This window comes from Lelliottia sp. RD5 (genome assembly GCF_056032945.1).
In genome coordinates this window covers 584,810-605,223 of record NZ_JBVYHQ010000002.1, presented here as the reverse complement: position 1 = coordinate 605,223, position 20,414 = coordinate 584,810, and the positions used below count along the sequence as shown (strand labels likewise).

The window sequence follows — 20,414 nt, the reverse complement described above, 5'->3', positions numbered from 1 at the left end:
GAAAGGATGAAACTGTCACGCGTGAGCGCCATCAACTGGAACAAGATTCAGGATGATAAAGACCTGGAGGTCTGGAACCGCCTGACCAGCAACTTTTGGCTACCGGAAAAAGTGCCGCTATCGAACGATATCCCGGCCTGGCAAACGCTTAGCCACGCCGAGCAACAGCTGACGATCCGCGTGTTCACTGGCCTGACGCTGCTGGACACCATTCAAAATAGCGTGGGTGCGCCTGCGCTAATGGGCGATTCGCTCACGCCACATGAAGAAGCGGTGATGTCGAATATCAGCTTTATGGAAGCGGTGCATGCCCGGTCGTACAGCTCGATTTTCTCGACGCTGTGCCAGACCAAAGACGTGGATGCCGCCTATTCCTGGAGCGAAGCATCGGCCTCGCTGCAGCGTAAGGCTCAGCTGGTGCTGGAGTATTATCACGCCGATGACCCCTTAAAGAAGAAAATCGCCAGCGTGTTCCTGGAATCTTTCCTCTTCTATTCTGGTTTTTGGCTGCCGATGTACTGGTCCAGTCGCGGCAAACTGACCAATACCGCCGATCTGATTCGTCTGATCATTCGTGATGAAGCGGTACATGGCTATTACATCGGCTATAAATACCAGAAAGGGCTGGAGAAAATCAGTGAAGAAAAACGGGAAGAACTGAAAGGGTTTGCGCTCGATTTGCTGATGGATTTGTACGATAACGAGCTGAGTTATACCGAAGAATTGTACGCCGGAACAGGCTGGGAAACCGACGTGAAAGCGTTCCTGTGCTACAACGCCAATAAAGCGCTGATGAACCTGGGATATGAAGCGCTGTTCCCTCCCGAAATGGCGGAAGTGAATCCGGCGATTCTGGCGGCCCTCTCCCCGAATGCCGACGAAAATCATGATTTCTTCTCCGGCTCGGGCTCGTCTTATGTAATGGGTAAAGCGGTGGAAACCGAAGATGCGGATTGGGATTTCTGAGGCAAAATATAGCGTTCATTAATTTAATATAAATCCTAAAATCTCCGACATATATTTCCGCGTGATCTACACTGTCATCCTGACTTCATATTCACCTGAATCATTGCGATTCAGGTGAAATTCTCCTGTGCATTGACAAAAATATCAGAAAAATTCGACCAGCGCTCAGCCCTTACCTCATGGGAAATTCAGCCGTTTCGCTTGTTGCAAAATTCAGGCTTCAAGCCTGGCAAGGGTTGTCTCAGATTCTGAGTATGTTAGGGTAATGCCGGCTAATTATTTCCACTGGTAATGATATCGACATAGATAAATAACAGGACTGACTCTATTGCATGGCAATTAAATTAGAAGTTAAAAATCTGTATAAAGTATTTGGCGATAATCCGCAGCGAGCCTTCAAATATATTGAAAAAGGACTTTCAAAAGAATTAATCCTGGAGAAAACAGGGCTTTCGCTTGGCGTTAAAGACGCCAGTCTGGCCATTGAAGAAGGCGAGATTTTCGTCATCATGGGATTATCCGGATCGGGTAAATCCACCATGGTACGCCTTCTCAATCGCCTGATTGAACCCACTCGTGGACAGGTGCTAATTGACGGCGTAGATATCGCAAAAATATCCGATGCTGAGCTGCGCGACGTGCGCAGGAAAAAGATTGCAATGGTCTTCCAGTCATTCGCGCTAATGCCACATATGACGGTATTGGATAATACCGCCTTCGGTATGGAATTAGCGGGAATCCCTGCGGCTGAGCGCCAGGAAAAAGCGCTGGATGCATTGCGTCAGGTTGGGCTTGAAAATTACGCTCACGGTTATCCGGATGAACTCTCGGGCGGTATGCGCCAGCGTGTGGGTTTGGCCCGCGCATTGGCCATTAATCCCGATATTTTATTAATGGATGAAGCCTTCTCGGCGCTCGATCCCTTAATTCGTACCGAGATGCAGGATGAGCTGGTAAAACTTCAGGCAAAACATCAGCGCACCGTGGTATTTATTTCCCATGACCTTGATGAAGCCATGCGAATTGGCGACCGTATTGCCATTATGCAAAATGGTGAAGTGGTTCAGGTCGGCACCCCGGACGAAATCCTGAATAATCCGGCAAATGATTATGTGCGCACCTTCTTCCGTGGCGTGGATATTAGCCAGGTATTTAGCGCCAAAGATATTGCCCGTCGCGCGCTGAACGGCATTATTCGTCGTACGCCAGGTTTTGGCCCGCGCTCGGCGCTGAAGCTGCTGCAGGATGAAGACCGTGAATACGGTTATGTGATTGAACGCGGTAATAAATATGTTGGCATTGTCTCCATCGATTCACTGAAAAACGCGTTAAGCGAAAATCTGGGAATTGATGCGGCGTTAATTGACGCTCCGCTTGCCGTGGACGCCGAAACGCCGCTCAGCGAGTTGCTCTCTCATGTGGGTCAGGCGCCGTGCGCCGTACCGGTTATCGGAGAAGAACAACAATACGTCGGCATCATCTCAAAACGGATGTTGCTGCAGGCTTTAGATCGCGAGGGGGCAAACAATGGCTGATCAATCAAACCCGTGGGGAACCACAGAAGCTGCGGATAGTGCGGCACAATCGGCAGATGCGTGGGGTTCTTCGACACCTGCCCCTACCGATGGCGGCGGTGCAGCGGACTGGCTAAACAGTGCCCCTGCGCCTGCACCGGAACATTTCAATATTATGGACCCGTTCCATAAAACGCTGATCCCGCTGGACAGTTGGGTGACCGAAGGCATCGACTGGGTTGTCACGCATTTCCGTCCCGTGTTCCAGGGCATTCGCGTGCCGGTAGATTACATTCTGAACGGCTTCCAGCAAATGTTGTTGGGCATGCCTGCGCCAGTGGCAATCATCCTGTTCGCCATGATCGCCTGGCAGTTCGGCAGCGCTGGAATGGGGATTGCCACGCTGATCTCACTGATTGCGATTGGCGCTATCGGCGCGTGGTCGCAGGCCATGGTCACGCTGGCGCTGGTGCTCACTGCCCTGTTCTTCTGCATCATTATCGGTTTACCGATGGGCATTTGGCTGGCGCGCAGTCCAAGGGCGGCCAAAATCATCCGGCCACTGCTTGATGCGATGCAGACCACACCGGCGTTTGTCTATCTGGTGCCGATTGTGATGCTGTTTGGTATCGGCAACGTGCCGGGTGTTGTGGTGACCATTATCTTCGCCCTGCCGCCGATTATTCGCCTGACCATTCTGGGGATTAACCAGGTACCGGCCGATTTGATTGAAGCTTCACGCTCGTTTGGCGCAAGCCCGCGACAGATGCTGTTCAAAGTCCAGCTACCGCTGGCCATGCCCACCATTATGGCGGGAGTTAATCAGACGCTGATGCTCGCCCTCTCCATGGTAGTGATCGCCTCGATGATCGCCGTTGGCGGGCTTGGCCAGATGGTACTGCGCGGTATTGGCCGTCTTGATATGGGTCTTGCCACCGTGGGCGGCGTGGGGATTGTGATCCTCGCCATCATTCTTGACCGTCTGACCCAGGCTGTGGGTCGCGATTCACGCAGTCGCGGTAACCGTCGCTGGTATCAAACCGGTCCTGTCGGCCTGCTGAGCCGCCCATTCACGAAGTAATCCTGTAAGCGCCCGACGACACATTGCCGTCGGGTCTTCAACTCATGAACTTTACACAAAATTATTCAGGTTCCATCGCGGCGGCAAACGAATGATTCCCCGAGCGCGTACCGAGGGTACTTAACTAGGGTGAATGCGTGCAGCCAACGACGAGGCGGCCGGAATGATGAAGTGTAATGTAATAAGGAATAACGATGCGACATAACGTACTTTTTGCCACAGCGTTTGCCACCCTTGTCTCAACCAGCACGTTTGCGGCTGATCTCCCGGGCAAAGGCATTACCGTTCAACCGGTTCAGAGCACCATTTCCGAAGAGACGTTCCAGACCATGATCGTCAGCCGCGCGCTGGAAAAACTGGGCTATACGGTCAATAAGCCAAGTGAAGTGGATTACAACGTGGGCTATACCTCGATAGCCTCTGGCGACGCCACGTTCACCGCCGTTAACTGGAAGCCGCTGCATGATGATATGTACGCTGCTGCGGGCGGGAGTAAAAAATTCTATCGCGAAGGGACGTTTGTGACCGGTGCGGCGCAGGGTTATTTAGTCGACAAGAAAACCGCCGAGAAATACCACATTACCAATATCGAACAGCTGAAAGATCCGAAGATCGCCAAACTGTTCGACACCAACGGTGACGGCAAAGCCGACATGATGGGCTGCTCCCCGGGCTGGGGTTGTGAAGCGGTGATTAACCATCAGAACAAAGCGTTCGATCTCGAGAAGACCGTTGACGTGAGCCACGGGAACTACTCGGCAATGATGGCAGATACCATCGCGCGCTTTAAAGAGGGTAAACCGGTTATCTATTACACCTGGACCCCATATTGGGTGAGCGATGTGCTGAAGCCGGGTAAAGATGTGGTGTGGCTGCAGGTGCCATTCTCCTCTCTGCCAGGCGAGCAGAAAGATATCGACACCAAGCTGCCGAACGGCATGAACTATGGCTTCCCGGTGAATACGATGCATATCGTGGCGAACAAAGCCTGGGCTGAGAAGAACCCAGCGGCGGCGAAACTGTTCTCCGTGATGAAACTGCCCCTGGCGGATATCAACGCGCAGAACGCGATGATGCATGAAGGCAAATCGTCCGAAGCGAATATTCAGGGTCACGTTGACGGCTGGATCAAAGCCCACCAGCAGCAGTTTGATGGCTGGGTGAAAGAAGCGCTGGCCGCGCAGAAATAGTCCTTTCATTTTCCACTCGCTCCTGAGATGCCCGCATGGGCAACGCCCTCTCCTCTTGGGTGAGGGCTGGGGTGAGGGGGAACAGGCGGCTCTGCGTTTCGTTCCGGCCTACAGTCAACGACTCGGCGATTTACAGCCGGACCAGGCCATCGCCTTTTATTTCTGTATTACCTCAAATACATTTTCTCCTGATAAATACAGGCTCAACGGCCCTCACCCCATAATAAAAGTCCCTAGTCTGGCAATAGATCAAAACCGCACAAACCACCACGCAACAATTCCCCAACATTCATCATCATCCGTTATGATTGGTTTCTGGAAAAATCATTACTTAACTCACGATTCCTGAATCTAATGACGAAAACATCTCAAGGGCTTAGCCCTGCACTCATCCTTTTAATGTCTGTGGCAACGGGCCTGGCGGTCGCCAGTAACTATTACGCGCAGCCGCTGCTGGACACCATTGCGCGCGCCTTTTCCCTCTCAGCCAGCTCGGCGGGGTTTATTGTGACCGCTGCACAGCTGGGTTACGCTGCCGGTTTACTGTTCCTGGTGCCGTTAGGCGATATGTTTGAACGCCGCAGGCTGATTGTCTCCATGACGCTGCTGGCGGCCGGGGGCATGCTGATCACCGCATCCAGCCAGTCGCTTACCATGATGATTATCGGCACCGCGCTCACGGGGTTATTCTCGGTCGTCGCACAAATTCTGGTGCCTCTGGCGGCAACGCTGGCTGCGCCTGATAAACGCGGCAAAGTGGTCGGGACCATCATGAGCGGTTTATTGCTCGGGATTTTACTGGCGCGAACGGTGGCGGGATTGCTGGCAAGCCTCGGCGGCTGGCGCACGGTTTACTGGGTGGCGTCGGTCCTCATGGTGATCATGGCCCTGGCGCTGTGGCGCGGATTGCCAAAAGTGAAGCAGGAAAATCACCTGAATTATCCGCAGCTGCTTGGGTCCGTTTTCAGCTTGTTCACACAAGATAAACTGCTGCGTACCCGCGCGTTGCTTGGCTGTTTTACCTTCGCCAACTTCAGCATTTTGTGGACGTCGATGGCGTTTCTGCTAGCCTCACCGCCGTTTAACTATTCCGAAGGCATGATTGGCCTGTTTGGTCTGGCCGGCGCAGCAGGCGCGTTAGGCGCACGTCCTGCAGGTGGACTGGCGGATAAGGGCAAATCGCACCTGACCACCACCGCAGGGCTGATTCTGCTGCTGCTCTCCTGGGCGGCTATCTGGTATGGGCATATTTCCGTGATGGCCTTGATTGTTGGGATTCTGGTTCTCGACCTGACGGTTCAGGGCGTGCATATCACCAACCAGACGGTTATCTATCGCCTGAAACCCGAGGCGCGTAACCGCCTGACGGCCGGTTACATGACCAGCTACTTTATCGGTGGGGCTGCGGGGTCACTGATTTCCGCCTCGGCGTGGCAACACGCTGGCTGGGCGGGGGTTTGTCTGGCCGGAACACTCGTCGCTGTCATCAACGTCATCATCTGGTGGCGCGGATATCACCTGCAGGAAGCAATTAACTAAGCTTTACATCGGTTTGGGGCTTCTTAGGGTGTTAAGGAGCCCTGCAGTCTGTTAAGGTTAAAGGTAATCATTTATCCCAGAAATTTTAATGTGGGTGACATATTAGATTGCCGCATGAACAGTTCATACTTACAGGCTGCTCCCAGTTTCACCAGGTTGACATTACATCCTCTCCGTTTGAAACCTCATGCTGTTTCTCATCGCCCGACCCCGTCTTTCGTGGGCGTTTGCCCTTCCTTTTCTGTGCTCACCGGGTCACGGATTCACCCGGCACTTGCTGACAGTGATATAAGTTTGGCGGATATAACCGCACAAATAATTCATTTACATTATTTGTCACTGTCGTTACTATATCGACTGTAATTAATGAGGTCATGCCCAAATGGATAGTTCGTTTACGCCCATTGAACAAATGCTTAAATTTCGCGCCAGTCGTCATGAGGACTTCCCGTATCAGGAAATTCTGCTGACCCGCCTGTGCATGCACATGCAAGGTAAACTGCTGGATAACCGCAATAAAATGCTGAAAGCTCAAGGGATTAACGAGACGTTATTTATGGCGTTGATTACCCTGGAGTCTCAGGAAGATCACAGCATTCAGCCGTCCGAACTGAGCTGTGCGCTGGGTTCATCGCGCACCAATGCTACTCGCATCGCCGATGAGCTGGAAAAACGCGGCTGGATTGAGCGCCGTGAAAGCGACAACGACCGCCGTTGTTTGCATCTACAATTGACCGATAAAGGTCACGAATTCCTGCGCGGTGTGCTGCCACCTCAGCACAACTGTCTGCACCAACTCTGGTCGGCGCTGAGCACTACCGAGCGCGATCAGCTAGAGCAAATCACCCGTAAGCTCCTCACCCGTCTGGATCAGATGGATGAAGATGGCGTCATTCTTGAGGCGCTGAGCTAACACGACGACACGCTCAAACATCCAGATTTAACAATAACTGACAGGCCAGCACATCACACTGCTGGCCTTTCTGACAACAGGTCGGCTCAGCCGATGTGAAAATAAGAAGATCGTGGAGAACAACAATGAGCGCAAATGCGGAGAATATTCCCCCGCAGCAACCAGCTAACAAGAAAGGCAAACGTAAGAGTGCCCTTCTGCTGCTGACCTTGCTCTTTATTATTATTGCTGTGGCATATGGTATCTATTGGTTTTTAGTGTTGCGTCATATTCAGGAAACTGATGATGCATACGTGGCAGGGAACCAGGTTCAGATTATGGCCCAGGTGTCGGGCAGCGTGACGAAAGTCTGGGCTGACAATACCGACTTTGTGCAAAAAGGGGATGTACTGGTTACGCTCGATCCGACCGATGCTCAACAGGCGTTTGAAAAGGCGCAGACCGAGCTGGCTTCCAGCGTGCGTCAGACACGCCAGTCGATGATTAACAGCAAGCAATTGCAGGCCAGCATCGATGTGCAGAAAACCGCGCTGGCTCAGGCGCAAAGCGATTTGAATCGTCGCGTACCGCTTGGCACGGCGAACCTGATTGGTCGCGAGGAGCTGCAACACGCGCGTGACGCCGTGGCCAGCGCGCAGGCACAGCTTGATGTAGCAATCCAACAGTACAACGCGAATCAGGCGATGATTCTGGGCACCAGCCTGGAAGACCAGCCGGCGGTAAAACAGGCTGCGACCGAAGTGCGTAACGCCTGGCTTGCCCTGCAGCGTACCAAAATCGTCAGCCCAATGACCGGCTATGTCTCACGACGTTCCGTGCAGCCTGGCGCGCAGATTAGCCCAACCACTCCGCTGATGGCGGTGGTTCCGGCCACTAATCTGTGGGTAGATGCAAACTTTAAAGAGACGCAGCTCGCGCATATGCGTATCGGCCAAACGGCAACTATCGTCAGTGATATTTACGGCGATGACGTGGAATACACCGGGAAAGTGGTCGGTCTGGACATGGGGACAGGGAGCGCGTTCTCGCTGCTGCCAGCGCAAAACGCGACCGGCAACTGGATCAAAGTGGTCCAGCGTCTACCGGTGCGTATCGAACTGGATCAAAAACAGCTGACGGATCATCCGCTGCGTATCGGGTTGTCCACGCTGGTAACCGTCGATACCACCAATCGTGATGGTCAAATGCTGGCGAACCAGGTGCGTACTAATCCGGCTTACGAAAGTAATGCCCGTGAAATCAGCCTTGATCCCGTCAATAAGCTGATCGATGACATCGTGAAAGCGAACGCCGGTTAATCCGAAGGTGAGCGTTATGCAACCGCAAAAATCGCAAAAACCATTGGAAGGCGCGCCACTGGTCATTATGACCATTGCGCTGTCGCTGGCGACCTTCATGCAGGTGCTGGACTCCACCATCGCAAACGTGGCGATCCCGACGATTGCCGGTAACCTTGGCTCGTCACTGAGCCAGGGGACCTGGGTGATCACCTCGTTCGGGGTCGCGAATGCGATCTCGATTCCGATCACGGGCTGGCTGGCAAAACGCGTCGGCGAAGTCAGATTGTTCATGTGGTCGACGGTACTGTTCGTCCTCGCCTCATGGGCGTGTGGGATGTCCAATAGCCTGACGATGCTGATCTTCTTCCGCGTCATTCAAGGGATTGTGGCGGGGCCGTTGATTCCGCTGTCGCAAAGTTTGCTGCTGAACAACTATCCGCCCGCTAAACGCTCTATCGCGCTGGCGCTATGGTCGATGACCGTTATCGTCGCGCCGATTTGCGGACCGATTCTCGGCGGATTTATCAGTGATAACTATCACTGGGGCTGGATCTTCTTTATCAACGTGCCGATTGGCGCAGTCGTCGTGCTGCTCACGCTGCAAACGCTGCGTGGACGCGAGACGAAGACCGAGCAACGACGCATTGACGGCGTGGGTCTTGCACTGCTGGTGGTGGGCATCGGTAGCCTGCAGATTATGCTGGACCGCGGTAAAGAGCTGGACTGGTTTGCCTCGCAAGAGATTATCGTCCTGACCATCGTGGCGGTGGTCGCGATAAGTTTCCTGATTGTCTGGGAGCTCACGGACGATAACCCGATAGTCGATTTGTCGTTGTTTAAGTCACGAAACTTTACCATCGGCTGTCTGTGTATCAGTCTCGCCTACATGCTCTACTTTGGTGCGATTGTGCTGCTTCCGCAGCTGTTGCAGGAGGTATACGGCTATACGGCAACCTGGGCGGGCCTGGCGTCAGCGCCGGTGGGATTGATTCCGGTACTCCTGTCGCCGATTATCGGTCGTTTCGCGCATAAACTCGACATGCGCAGGCTGGTGACATTCAGCTTTATTATGTATGCCGTCTGTTTCTACTGGCGTGCCTACACGTTCGAACCGGGGATGGATTTTGGCGCGTCCGCGTGGCCGCAGTTTATCCAGGGCTTTGCCGTGGCGTGCTTCTTTATGCCACTGACCACCATCACGCTGTCCGGCTTGCCGCCTGAGCGTATGGCGGCGGCCTCGAGCTTATCGAACTTTACCCGAACGCTGGCAGGCTCAATCGGGACGTCGATTACCACCACCTTGTGGACCAGCCGGGAATCATTGCACCACGCCCAGCTGACGGAATCGGTTAACGTCTACAACCCGAACGCGCAGCAGATGTACAGCCAGCTCGAAGGAATGGGCATGACGCAGCAGCAGGCCTCCGGCTGGATCGCCCAGCAGATCACCAATCAGGGTCTGATTATCTCCGCGAACGAGATTTTCTGGATTTCGGCGGGGATATTTATCCTGCTCCTGAGCTTGATATGGTTTGCCAAACCGCCATTCGGCGCGGGTGGTGGCGGCGGCGGTGCGCACTAACCGGTTCCGTAGACGAGAAAGTTGTCCGTTTCTCTCTAGCTTCTGTCAGTTCTGATAAAGCAGCGCTCCTGAAATCGCTTCACGATAGTGAAAAGACAACAGGAGCGCATCATGCTGAAACAACCCGCACAAAAATATCAGCCTTTCCCCCCAATCTCCCTGCCCGACCGTCGCTGGCCCGAGCAACGTATCACCCATGCGCCACGCTGGCTTTCCACCGATTTGCGCGATGGCAATCAGGCGCTCGCCGAACCGATGGACAGCGCACGCAAACTGCACTTCTGGGAGTTACTCCTTGGCTGCGGTTTTAAAGAAATTGAAGTCGCGTTCCCATCCGCATCGCAAACTGACTTTGATTTTGTTCGCCAACTGATCGACGAAAATCGCATTCCCGATGACGTCACGATTCAGGTCTTAACTCAGGCGCGGGACGAGTTGATTCTTCGCACCTTTGAATCGTTGCGCGGTGCGAAAAAGGCGACCCTTCATCTGTATAACGCCACCGCCCCGCTGTTTCGCCGCCTGGTTTTTGGCATGGACAAGGCGCAAATTATTACGCTGGCAACCCGGTCCACGCGGCTGATCCGACAGCTTTGCGAAGAAAATCCACAAACGTGCTGGCAGTACGAGTACTCCCCGGAAACGTTCTGCTTTACCGAGCCAGAATTTGCGCTGGAAATTTGTGAGGCCGTGGCCGAAATCTGGCAGCCGTGCCCCGAGCGCCCGATGATTATCAACCTGCCCGCGACCGTTGAAGTGAATACGCCCAATGTGTATGCCGATCAGATTGAATATTTCTGCCGCCACTTTAGCCGTCGCAGCGAGGTGTGTATTAGCGTTCATCCGCATAACGATCGCGGTACGGGCGTCGCCTGTGCCGAACTGGCGATAATGGCCGGGGCGGATCGCGTGGAAGGCTGTCTGTTTGGCAACGGCGAGCGCACGGGCAATGTGTGTCTGGTGACGCTGGCGATGAATTTATACTCCCAGGGCGTCAGCCCGGATCTGGATTTCAGCGATATGAATCAGGTCGTTGAGGTGGTGGAAAGCTGTAATCAGCTCCCGGTGCATCCACGTCATCCGTGGGCGGGGCGTTTGGCTTATACGGCATTTTCAGGCTCGCATCAGGATGCGATTAAAAAAGGCTTTGATGCGCGTCAGCCGGACGATCGCTGGGAGATGCCCTATCTGCCGGTCGATCCGCAGGATATTGGCTGCTCCTACGAAGCGGTGATCCGCGTGAACAGCCAGTCGGGGAAAAGCGGCAGCGCATGGCTGATTGAGCAGAATCACGGTCTGAAATTACCGCGTGCGCTGCAGCAAGATTTTAGCCAGCATGTGCAGCAGGAGGCCGACAGCCAGGGGAAAGAGATGACGCAAAACGCGCTCTGGCAGCTTTTCCGCAGCCGTTATGGACTGATGCCCTCTGGATACTTTACCCTGGAAACGTATCGCAGTGAGAGCCTGCAGGACGGACAGTTGCGCCTGGCCGCCTCGGTGGTCACCGATGGTGGGACGCGGCAGCTTGAGGGCCAGGGAAACGGTTTGCTGTCGGCCGCCGCCAATGGCATCAGCCGTTGGATGGATAAGCCGTTTGTGATTAAGGATTATCATGAGCATTCGCTGGGGGAGCGCAGCGACAGCCGCTCGGTGGCGTACATCCGCTGTCTTTTCCAGGATGGTACCAGCCGATGGGGTGTGGGGATTGATAGCGACGTGGCGCGCGCGTCAATTCAGGCGCTGTTTAACGCCGTTGGTTAGGCATCTTTGAAATAATCGCTGGGCGAAATGCCCATCACCCGGCGAAACATGGCCGTGAAAGCGCTGTGGCTGCCGTAACCGAGGTCCAGCGCAACGCGTAATACCGGCTGGCCTTGCGCCAGTCGCAGCAGGGCTTCAACCAGACGCGCCCTTCTCGTCCACTCCCCGTAGCTTAAGCCGGTTTGCTGCTGAAAATGGCGGTTAAGGGTGCGCTCACTCATGCTGGTCAGGCTTGCGGCCTGTGCGCTGCTCCAGGCTAATCCGGGGTCCTGGCGGATCTGCTGACAAAGCTGCCGCAATGACTGGCTTTGCGGTTCCGGGAGATGAAACGGTAGGACAGGCAGGGTGCGGATTTCATCCAGAATCAGTTCGTAGACGCGCTCATCGCGGCTGCCGGGAGAATAAAATTCGGGGAGATCGAGCGAGGCGACAATAAGCTCACGCAGTAACGGCGAGATCTGCACGATCTGGCAGGACGCCGGCAGATCGGCGCGGGCAAGCGGATCGATAAAAAGCGTGCGCGCCGCCACGTTGCCGGTAATGCGAATCGCATGCTGCGTACCCGCTGGCAACCAGACGCCTCGTCCAGGTGGAACGACCCAACATCCTGCAATCGTATCAACGCGAACAACTCCGCTCAGGCTATGCAGTAGCTGGGCGCAATCGTGCTGATGGTACGGCTCGCTGTCACCATGACGATAATCATGAGCGTAAGGAACCAAAGGGCGATGGGTAAAAGAGAAGGTTGTGGTGGTGGTCATGGGTTAGGCTTCCCTCTCCCTGAGGAGAGGGGAATGGCGCACTAAATGTGCAGCTCTTTCAGCGTTTCTTTCGGCAGCGCCAGCTCTTCGTTACTGTTCACGCGAACATCACGATCGAGAATATGACGCGCGATCTCCTGCGCTTCTTCCAGCGAGTGCATATGATACGTACCGCACTGGTAGACGTTCAGCTCAGGGATCTGGTTCTGCTCTTTGACTTTCAGCACGTCGGCCATCGCCGCTTTCCAGGCATCCGCCACGCGCGTTTCTTCAGGGGTGCCGATCAGGCTCATATAGAAACCGGTACGGCAGCCCATCGGAGAGATGTCGATGATTTCAACACCGTTACCGTTCAGGTGATCGCGCATGAAGCCTGCGAACAGGTGCTCCAGCGTGTGAATGCCTTTTTCGGGCATCACTTCTTTATTTGGCACGCAAAAACGCAGGTCAAACACGGTGATCGCGTCGCCGCTCGGGGTATGCATGGTTTTTGCCACACGTACAGCAGGTGCTTCCATACGGGTATGGTCGACTGTGAAGCTATCTAATAACGGCATACGTCACCTCCGATAGTGATTATTTTTAAAATAAAATGAACTCTTTGTTCAACCGCGCGTCTGACTCTATGAAAGACGCGCATTTGTTATCATCATCCCTGATTTCAGAGATGTTATTTTGGCCACAGCGATGTGGCCATTTTCTTTTCTGTCAGGCGTGTTTCGCCAAAAACGCATCGAACGATTCCGTGTCCGCCGCTTCGACTTCACGCTGGCGTGCAATGGATGCCTCGCGTTCCGCCACGAAATCTTCTTCGCTCAACACTTCCAGCGGCTCCTGCTGCAACATGTCACGGTACTGCGCAGCGAGCGTACGGCCTGTGCCACCGATACCTTGATCAATCATAGAACGCAGAATGCGTGCCGAGAACGTCAGTTCAGGGTTATCAAAGCTCTCGACCAGTTGGTCGCACACTTTTTGATATTCCTCACCACCGTAAAGGCTGTCCATCGTCTGCGCGACGCGTTTGAGATCGCGGAACAGATCTTTGCCCACTTTTGCCAGCGGGAACTGTGCCGTTTCACAACCAATGCCTAATGTCAGGCCAGGTTTGCGTCCTTCCAGTATTACGCGATTCCAGTTGGTGCGCGTACACAATAACTCGTCAGCACTCATTTCCGGCGCATCCGCCAGAACACACCAGACCATAAACAGATCGAGGAAACGGATCTGCTGCTCGTCAACGCCAATGGGCGAGAACGGGTTGATGTCCAGGGAACGGACTTCGATATACTCGATGCCGCCGCGCTCCAGCGCATCTGACGGTGCTTCGCCGCTGCGCGTGACGCGTTTCGGGCGAATCGGCGCATACAGTTCGTTTTCAATCTGCAAAACGTTACTGTTAATTTGCAGGCGTTTACCGTCTTTTTCGAGCCCGATCGTTTCGTACTCTTCCGACGGCGTTTTGATCGCCCGCTTCAATCCTGCCACATACTCGTGCAAATCGTTAAACGTAATACCGAGATTGCTTTGCGACTTATTGGTATAACCCAGATCGCTGAGGCGTAATGAGGTGGCGTACGGCAGATAGTACATGCCGCAGTCGGTCTTTTCGAACGGTAGCGTCGTCGGTTTGCCCTGCAAGAATGAGGAGCAAATCGCCGGGGAGGCACCGAACAGATACGGGATCACCCAGCCAAAACGGTAGTAGTTACGAATCAGGCGGAAATAGCCCGCTGAGATCGCTTCTTTATCCGTTTCACCGCATTTTGCTTGCCAGAAGGCCATCGGCAACGAGAAGTTGTAATGCACGCCGGAGATGGTTTGCATCAACGCGCCGTAGCGGTTTTTTAAACCTTCGCGGTACAGCGTTTTCAGTCGACCAATATTCGACGTGCCGTATTGCGCCAGCTCAATATCCTGGCCCTGCTCAATGTAGCAAGGCATGCTGAGTGGCCACATGCGCTCATCACCCAACTGACGGGCGGTGTAGCGGTGGACATCACGCATTAGCGTCAGCATATGATCGATATCGCCATCAACCGGAGTGATGAATTCCAGCAGCGCTTCGGCAAAATCGGTCGTGATCCATTTATGTGTCAACGCAGAGCCTAACGACGCCGGATGGCCGGTTGTTGCCAAACTACCATCCGCGTTTACGCGCAGTGTTTCGCGCTCAAGGCCGCGCTGTATACCCTTCAGGGCCTGAGGGTGCTTTTCCAGCCAGGCTAGCGCCTGTGATACGTCCGGGATCAAATTGACCTCCCGCCTGTCAATAATAGTTATCCAGCATAATTGTAATGGTTGACGATTGAAGGTCGTTTATTCATTCCACCAATTAGTGCCACCACGTCATGCCTTGTAGTGTTGCCAGTGCCACGAGGACATAGCGCAACGCCTTACCAAGGCATAAAAAAAAGAGCACTGGTCCCCATGAGATGCGCATCCACCCTGCCAGCAGACACAGCAAATCCCCTATTACAGGCATCCAGCTTAATAAAAGCGTGGCAGCACCATAGCGTTTAAGCCAGCCTGCTGCCTTTTCCTGCCAGCGTGATTTTTTACGCAGCGGAAAGAAACGACCAAGAATAACGTTAGTCAGCCCTCCAAGGCTATTACCCATTGTTGCTATTAAGACCAACAACCAGGGCTGACTCACGCCTGACAACAGCATCGCGACCAGCACAACTTCGGAGTTACCCGGTAAGAGTGTGGCACTTAAAAAACTGCTGGCAAATAACGAAGCAAGTGACAGCAAGTCACTCACAGTAAGCGAACATCCACAGCATCCATTCCGGCGGCATGCGCGGCCTGAATACCAAAATCTGCATCCTCAAAAACCACGCACCGAGTCGCCGCGACACCCATTAATTCAGCACACAGCAGAAAGGTATCCGGCGCGGGTTTATGATTTTTAACATGATCGGCGGCGACCACTGCCGAAAAATAGTGACGCAGTCCAAGATGATTGAGCAAGGCTTCGGCTACCGCGCTTTCACTGCCCGTCCCTACTGACATCGGGCGACGGCCGTGCCACTCTTTAACAACATCAATCAGCGGAAGCGGACGAACCGTGTCTAAAAGCATCGCTTTGACGGCGTCGGTTTTTTCGCGAGCGAGCAGGTGGGGGTCCAGATCGGCTTGATTAAGTTCAATCACCGCCTGAGCGATACGCCAGGTTGGCGAGCCATTGAGCGCCACCATTGCCTGTAAATCGAAACGCATTCCGTAACGACTCAGAACATCATCCCACGCCTTACGATGAGTGGGTTCGGTGTCCAGGATAGTGCCATCCATATCGAAGATCAGACCGTCATACTGTGCGTACATCGTGCTCTCGCCCAACGATTAACAAAGCATTACTTTAACGTAAACAAGGATTTTTGTCGCTGACAGTAAGAGTGATAGCTGATGAAAAATTCAGGGGGTAAATCGAAGAAGAAAGAGAGGGTGCATCCGGGAGGATGACTGGGTATTGCCTCACCCTGCGTCGCCATTGCTGAAGCAACGTTATCTTTCCTGGTGCTCGCGATAAATTCGCAGACCATAAACTAAGAGAGTTGAGGTTAATTTGGAGAAGATGGTGCATCCGGGAGGATTCGAACCTCCGACCGCTCGGTTCGTAGCCGAGTACTCTATCCAGCTGAGCTACGGATGCATCAGGGTACTGCCTTCAGAAATGATAAATGTGCATCCGGTAGGATGACTTGGTACTACCTCGCCCTTCAGGCCGTTGCTGAAGTAACGTTATCCTTCCTGGTGCTCGCGATAAACTCGCAGACCATGAACTAACAGATTCACTGTTAATTTGGAGAAGATGGTGCATCCGGGAGGATTCGAACCTCCGACCGCTCGGTTCGTAGCCGAGTACTCTATCCAGCTGAGCTACGGATGCATCAGGGTACTGCCTTCAGAAATAGTAAATGGTGCATCCGGGAGGATTCGAACCTCCGACCGCTCGGTTCGTAGCCGAGTACTCTATCCAGCTGAGCTACGGATGCATCGGGATTTACTATGGTGCTGCTTGATACGTCATATCACTTCGAAAGCAATATGAAGTAATAGATGGTGCATCCGGGAGGATTACTCGGCTGCGCCTCACCCTTCGGGCCGTTGCTGAAGCAACGTTATCTTCCCTGGTGCTCACGATAATTTCGCGGACCGTGAAATAACAGTGCCGCTGTTATCTCTAAGAAGATGGTGCATCCGGGAGGATTCGAACCTCCGACCGCTCGGTTCGTAGCCGAGTACTCTATCCAGCTGAGCTACGGATGCAAAATGGCGGTGAGGCGGGGATTCGAACCCCGGATGCAGCTTTTGACCGCATACTCCCTTAGCAGGGGAGCGCCTTCAGCCTCTCGGCCACCTCACCACACAACGCCTCTTGCGAGTGCTTCGGAGAACTTGTTAAGAGCTCTTCGTCGCTGCGTGGCGCATATATTACTTTCTGGGACTTATAAGTCAAACAATTTTCCACAGACATTTATCGTTTGCACAAATCACAGGCAATTCGCATGCAAAAACCACAAAGAGGGTGTTTTATAAGCGGATTTTACACACGTTAAAGCAGCTTTCTGCAGGTGAAGAGACAGATTTTGGATGAGATAAGATTCTGGAGAGTGTGAAAAATCGAGCGAATGAAATAGAACGGTAACTTTATGCAGGAACAATGGCGAGAGGGTTGCGTCTCGCCGGAAAGCGAGACGCGATAATATCAGTAACTGGACTGCTGGGATTTTTCAGCCTGGATACGCTGGTAGATCTCTTCACGATGGACAGAGACTTCTTTAGGGGCGTTCACACCAATACGAACCTGGTTACCCTTTACCCCTAGAACTGTCACGGTGACCTCATCCCCAATCATGAGGGTCTCACCAACTCGACGAGTCAGAATCAGCATTCTTTGCTCCTTGAAAGATTAAAAGAGTCGGGTCTCTTGTATCCCGGCATTATCCATCATATAACGCCAAAAAGTAAGCGATGACAAACACGTAAAGTGTAAGCAGTCACGGCATCACATTCTGTTAAACGTAAGTTTAGCCGATATACACAAACTCAACCTGACTTTATCATTGTCGATAGCGTAGTAACTAATACGCCATAACTGCAAGGTTATGGCGTCTGTTTACGCTTTGTAATTATTACAGTTTAGCACTTACCCAGCTTTCAACGCTGGCCAACGCTGCTGGAAGTGCCGCTGCATCCGTACCGCCGGCTTGCGCCATATCCGGACGACCGCCACCTTTGCCACCCACCTGATGAGCGACCATACCAATCAATTCCCCTGCTTTCACGCGGTCAGTCACATCCTTAGAGACGCCCGCAATCAGAGAAACCTTACCTTCGACCGCTGTCGCCAGAACGATAATTGTCGAACCGAGCTGGTTCTTCAGATCATCAACCATGGTACGAAGCATCTTAGGTTCAACACCTGCCAGTTCACTGACCAGCAGTTTGACACCTTTAATATCAACCGCTTTGCTGGAGAGATTTGCACTCTCCTGGGCCGCAGCCTGCTCTTTCAATTGCTGCAGTTCTTTTTCGAGCTGGCGACTACGTTCCAGTGCGCTACGCACTTTCTCACCCAGATTGTGGCTGTCACCTTTCAACAGTTGAGCAATATCGTGCAACTGATCGCTTTCAGCGTGCAGGCTGGCGATAGCACCTTCACCTGTTACCGCTTCGATACGACGCACACCCGCCGCGGTACCCGATTCGGATACGATACGGAACAGGCCGATATCACCGGTACGGGAAGCGTGAGTCCCGCCGCAGAGTTCGGTAGAGAAATCACCCATGCTCAGCACGCGAACGCGCTCATCATATTTCTCGCCAAACAGCGCCATCGCGCCTTTAGCTCTGGCTGCTTCGAGATCCATGATGTTGGTTTCGATAGGCAGGTTACGACGGATCTGCGCGTTGACCATATCTTCAACCGCGCGGATTTCAGACGGTTTCATCGCTTCAAAATGCGAGAAGTCGAAACGCAGGATTTTGTCGTTGACCAGAGAACCTTTCTGCGCAACATGAGTGCCCAGAACATCACGCAATGCGGCGTGCATCAGGTGCGTTGCCGAGTGATTCAGACGAATACGTTGGCGACGTGCTTCATCGACTTCTGCCTGAACGCCCTCACCGACTTTCAGAGAACCGGAAGCAAGTTTGCCGATATGGCCAATTGCCTGACCGTATTTCTGAGTATCGCTGACAGAGAAGCTAAAGCCGTTGCCTTTCAGTTCGCCTTTATCGCCGACCTGACCACCGGATTCCGCATAGAATGGGGTTTTATCGAGAACGACAACCGCATCCTGACCAGCGCTAATGCTGTCTACGGCTTTGCCGTCGACAAACAGAGCGGTGACTTTGGCGTTCAATTCCAGGCGATCGTAACCCTGGAATTCAGATGCGCTGTCCACACGGATCATCGCATTGTAATCCGCGCCAAAACCGCTGGATTCACGCGCACGGCGGCGCTGTTCTTCCATGGCGGCTTCAAAACCGGCTTCGTCCACTTTGATGTTGCGCTCGCGGCAAACGTCTGCCGTCAGGTCAACCGGGAAGCCGTAGGTGTCGTACAGACGGAAGGCAGTTTCGCCATCCAGCGTATCGCCGGTCAGCTGAGACAGTTCTTCGTCCAGCAGCGCCAGACCGCGCTCCAGGGTACGAGCAAACTGCTCTTCTTCTGTTTTCAGGACCTGCTCAACCTGCGACTGTTGGCGTTTCAGCTCTTCGCCTGCATCGCCCATGACGCCCACCAGCGGACCGACGAGTTTGTAGAAGAAGGTCTCTTTCGCGCCCAACATGTTGCCATGACGAACAGCACGACGAATGATGCGACGCAGCACGTAACCACGGTTTTCATTCGACGGAATCACGCCATCAGCAATCAGGAACGCACAAGAACGAATGTGGTCTGCGATAACGCGCAGAGATTTATTGCTCAGATCGGTGGCACCGGTCACTTCAGCAACAGACTTAATCAGTGTGCTGAACAGATCGATATCGTAGTTGGAGTTGACGTGTTGCAGAACGGCAGCAATACGTTCAAGCCCCATACCCGTATCAACGGACGGTTTTGGCAGTGGCTCCATCGTGCCGTCAATCTGACGGTTGAACTGCATAAAGACGATATTCCAGATCTCAATATAACGATCGCCGTCTTCTTCTGCTGTCCCTGGAGGTCCACCCCAGATGTGGTCACCGTGATCGTAGAAGATCTCGGTGCACGGACCGCAAGGACCGGTATCGCCCATCTGCCAGAAGTTGTCAGACGCATATGGCGCGCCTTTGTTATCCCCGATACGAATAATACGCTCACGCGGGATACCAACTTCTTTCTCCCAGATTTCGTAAGCTTCGTCGTCGGTTTCGTAAACGGTAACCCACAGACGCTCTTTCGGCAGGTTGAACCAGTTTTCACCGGTCAGCAATTCCCATGCGTACTGGATAGCGTCGTGTTTGAAATAGTCGCCGAAGCTGAAGTTACCCAGCATCTCGAAGAAAGTGTGGTGACGTGCGGTGTAGCCGACGTTTTCCAGATCGTTATGTTTACCGCCCGCACGTACGCAACGCTGTGAGGTTGTCGCACGGGAATAATTACGCTTATCGAGACCAAGGAATACATCCTTGAACTGGTTCATCCCGGCGTTGGTAAACAGCAGAGTCGGGTCATTGTTCGGTACCAGGGAGCTGCTGGCAACTACCTGGTGTCCCTTACTATGGAAAAAATCGAGAAACGCCTGACGGATCTCAGCGGTGCTCTTGCTCATAATTATCCTGAAATCAAGCTAACGAAATGTCGCAGCCAGCCTGTACCTGTTGACGATTGGA

16 protein-coding genes and 5 tRNA genes are annotated in these 20,414 nt (G+C 53.4%); 9 read left to right on the top strand and 12 right to left on the bottom strand.

Features of this window, described 5'->3' with window-relative positions; genetic code table 11:
• The first annotated feature begins 6 nt into the window (after positions 1-6).
• The 9 genes from nrdF to leuA all read left to right on the top strand — a co-directional run bounded on the left by nrdF (position 7) and on the right by leuA (position 11,826).
• Complete coding sequence (nrdF, locus tag AC0LWE_RS10615) at positions 7-966, top strand: class 1b ribonucleoside-diphosphate reductase subunit beta (protein ID WP_059177734.1); 960 nt, start codon at positions 7-9, stop codon at positions 964-966.
• Between the two features lie 332 nt (positions 967-1,298).
• Entirely contained in the window at positions 1,299-2,501 is a 1,203-nt protein-coding gene (gene proV, locus AC0LWE_RS10610; protein WP_219347454.1) for a glycine betaine/L-proline ABC transporter ATP-binding protein ProV, read from the top strand.
• Positions 2,494-3,561 (top strand): glycine betaine/L-proline ABC transporter permease ProW, encoded by a 1,068-nt coding sequence (proW, locus tag AC0LWE_RS10605; RefSeq protein ID WP_174343662.1) that lies wholly within the window; start codon positions 2,494-2,496, stop codon positions 3,559-3,561. The genes proV and proW overlap by 8 nt, the downstream gene beginning before the upstream one ends.
• Positions 3,562-3,755: 194 nt before the next feature.
• Positions 3,756-4,751 carry a glycine betaine/L-proline ABC transporter substrate-binding protein ProX gene (proX, locus tag AC0LWE_RS10600; protein WP_059177731.1) on the top strand — a complete coding sequence of 332 codons (996 nt, stop codon included), beginning with the start codon at positions 3,756-3,758 and terminating at the stop codon, positions 4,749-4,751.
• Between the two features lie 354 nt (positions 4,752-5,105).
• The gene (locus AC0LWE_RS10595) at positions 5,106-6,290 is read left to right on the top strand and encodes an MFS transporter (RefSeq protein WP_131489540.1); all 1,185 of its coding nucleotides are present in this window, start codon (positions 5,106-5,108) and stop codon (positions 6,288-6,290) included.
• A 382-nt stretch (positions 6,291-6,672) separates the two neighbouring features.
• Entirely contained in the window at positions 6,673-7,203 is a 531-nt protein-coding gene (gene mprA, locus AC0LWE_RS10590) for a transcriptional repressor MprA (protein ID WP_059177728.1), read from the top strand.
• 125 nt (positions 7,204-7,328) lie between these two features.
• Complete coding sequence (gene emrA, locus AC0LWE_RS10585; protein WP_059177727.1) at positions 7,329-8,501, top strand: multidrug efflux MFS transporter periplasmic adaptor subunit EmrA; 1,173 nt, start codon at positions 7,329-7,331, stop codon at positions 8,499-8,501.
• A 16-nt stretch (positions 8,502-8,517) separates the two neighbouring features.
• Entirely contained in the window at positions 8,518-10,065 is a 1,548-nt protein-coding gene (gene emrB / locus AC0LWE_RS10580; protein WP_219347453.1) for a multidrug efflux MFS transporter permease subunit EmrB, read from the top strand.
• A gap of 111 nt (positions 10,066-10,176) precedes the next feature.
• Positions 10,177-11,826 (top strand): 2-isopropylmalate synthase, encoded by a 1,650-nt coding sequence (gene leuA, locus AC0LWE_RS10575; protein ID WP_219347452.1) that lies wholly within the window; start codon positions 10,177-10,179, stop codon positions 11,824-11,826.
• Here leuA and AC0LWE_RS10570 read toward each other — a convergent pair.
• The 12 genes from AC0LWE_RS10570 to alaS form a co-directional block, all read right to left on the bottom strand.
• Positions 11,823-12,587 carry an AraC family transcriptional regulator gene (locus AC0LWE_RS10570; protein ID WP_219347451.1) on the bottom strand — a complete coding sequence of 255 codons (765 nt, stop codon included), beginning with the start codon at positions 12,585-12,587 and terminating at the stop codon, positions 11,823-11,825. The two genes, leuA and AC0LWE_RS10570, sit on opposite strands and share 4 nt — an antisense overlap.
• A 41-nt stretch (positions 12,588-12,628) precedes the next feature.
• Positions 12,629-13,144 carry an S-ribosylhomocysteine lyase gene (gene luxS / locus AC0LWE_RS10565; protein ID WP_015960161.1) on the bottom strand — a complete coding sequence of 172 codons (516 nt, stop codon included), beginning with the start codon at positions 13,142-13,144 and terminating at the stop codon, positions 12,629-12,631.
• Positions 13,145-13,295: 151 nt separating this feature from the next.
• Positions 13,296-14,840, bottom strand: a complete 1,545-nt coding sequence (gene gshA / locus AC0LWE_RS10560) for a glutamate--cysteine ligase (protein WP_174343032.1) — start codon at positions 14,838-14,840, stop codon at positions 13,296-13,298.
• Positions 14,841-14,922: 82 nt separating this feature from the next.
• The gene (locus AC0LWE_RS10555; RefSeq protein ID WP_059177722.1) at positions 14,923-15,351 is read right to left on the bottom strand and encodes a YqaA family protein; all 429 of its coding nucleotides are present in this window, start codon (positions 15,349-15,351) and stop codon (positions 14,923-14,925) included.
• Positions 15,348-15,914: a fructose-1-phosphate/6-phosphogluconate phosphatase gene (gene yqaB, locus AC0LWE_RS10550; RefSeq protein WP_219347450.1), complete on the bottom strand. Its 567-nt coding sequence runs from the start codon at positions 15,912-15,914 to the stop codon at positions 15,348-15,350. Before yqaB ends, AC0LWE_RS10555 begins: the two co-directional genes overlap by 4 nt.
• Positions 15,915-16,165: 251 nt before the next feature.
• A tRNA-Arg gene (locus tag AC0LWE_RS10545) sits at positions 16,166-16,242 on the bottom strand.
• Between the two features lie 160 nt (positions 16,243-16,402).
• A tRNA-Arg gene (locus tag AC0LWE_RS10540) sits at positions 16,403-16,479 on the bottom strand.
• A 29-nt stretch (positions 16,480-16,508) separates the two neighbouring features.
• Positions 16,509-16,585: transfer RNA gene (locus AC0LWE_RS10535), tRNA-Arg, on the bottom strand.
• 197 nt (positions 16,586-16,782) lie between these two features.
• Positions 16,783-16,859, bottom strand: a tRNA-Arg gene (locus AC0LWE_RS10530).
• A 4-nt stretch (positions 16,860-16,863) separates the two neighbouring features.
• Positions 16,864-16,956, bottom strand: a tRNA-Ser gene (locus AC0LWE_RS10525).
• A 342-nt stretch (positions 16,957-17,298) separates the two neighbouring features.
• Positions 17,299-17,484 (bottom strand): carbon storage regulator CsrA, encoded by a 186-nt coding sequence (csrA, locus tag AC0LWE_RS10520; RefSeq protein ID WP_000906486.1) that lies wholly within the window; start codon positions 17,482-17,484, stop codon positions 17,299-17,301.
• A 241-nt stretch (positions 17,485-17,725) separates the two neighbouring features.
• The gene (alaS, locus tag AC0LWE_RS10515) at positions 17,726-20,353 is read right to left on the bottom strand and encodes an alanine--tRNA ligase (RefSeq protein ID WP_219347449.1); all 2,628 of its coding nucleotides are present in this window, start codon (positions 20,351-20,353) and stop codon (positions 17,726-17,728) included.
• Positions 20,354-20,414 lie beyond the last annotated feature (61 nt).

Excerpts from the sequence above, each read along its gene's own strand:
- nrdF (WP_059177734.1), top strand. The coding sequence starts at position 7 with ATGAAACTGTCACGCGTGAGCGCCATCAACTGGAACAAGATTCAGGAT.
- proV (WP_219347454.1), top strand. The coding sequence starts at position 1,299 with ATGGCAATTAAATTAGAAGTTAAAAATCTGTATAAAGTATTTGGCGAT.
- proW (WP_174343662.1), top strand. The coding sequence starts at position 2,494 with ATGGCTGATCAATCAAACCCGTGGGGAACCACAGAAGCTGCGGATAGT.
- proX (WP_059177731.1), top strand. The coding sequence starts at position 3,756 with ATGCGACATAACGTACTTTTTGCCACAGCGTTTGCCACCCTTGTCTCA.
- AC0LWE_RS10595 (WP_131489540.1), top strand. The coding sequence starts at position 5,106 with ATGACGAAAACATCTCAAGGGCTTAGCCCTGCACTCATCCTTTTAATG.
- mprA (WP_059177728.1), top strand. The coding sequence starts at position 6,673 with ATGGATAGTTCGTTTACGCCCATTGAACAAATGCTTAAATTTCGCGCC.
- emrA (WP_059177727.1), top strand. The coding sequence starts at position 7,329 with ATGAGCGCAAATGCGGAGAATATTCCCCCGCAGCAACCAGCTAACAAG.
- emrB (WP_219347453.1), top strand. The coding sequence starts at position 8,518 with ATGCAACCGCAAAAATCGCAAAAACCATTGGAAGGCGCGCCACTGGTC.
- leuA (WP_219347452.1), top strand. The coding sequence starts at position 10,177 with ATGCTGAAACAACCCGCACAAAAATATCAGCCTTTCCCCCCAATCTCC.
- AC0LWE_RS10570 (WP_219347451.1), bottom strand. The coding sequence starts at position 12,587 with ATGACCACCACCACAACCTTCTCTTTTACCCATCGCCCTTTGGTTCCT.
- luxS (WP_015960161.1), bottom strand. The coding sequence starts at position 13,144 with ATGCCGTTATTAGATAGCTTCACAGTCGACCATACCCGTATGGAAGCA.
- yqaB (WP_219347450.1), bottom strand. The coding sequence starts at position 15,914 with ATGTACGCACAGTATGACGGTCTGATCTTCGATATGGATGGCACTATC.
- csrA (WP_000906486.1), bottom strand. The coding sequence starts at position 17,484 with ATGCTGATTCTGACTCGTCGAGTTGGTGAGACCCTCATGATTGGGGAT.
- alaS (WP_219347449.1), bottom strand. The coding sequence starts at position 20,353 with ATGAGCAAGAGCACCGCTGAGATCCGTCAGGCGTTTCTCGATTTTTTC.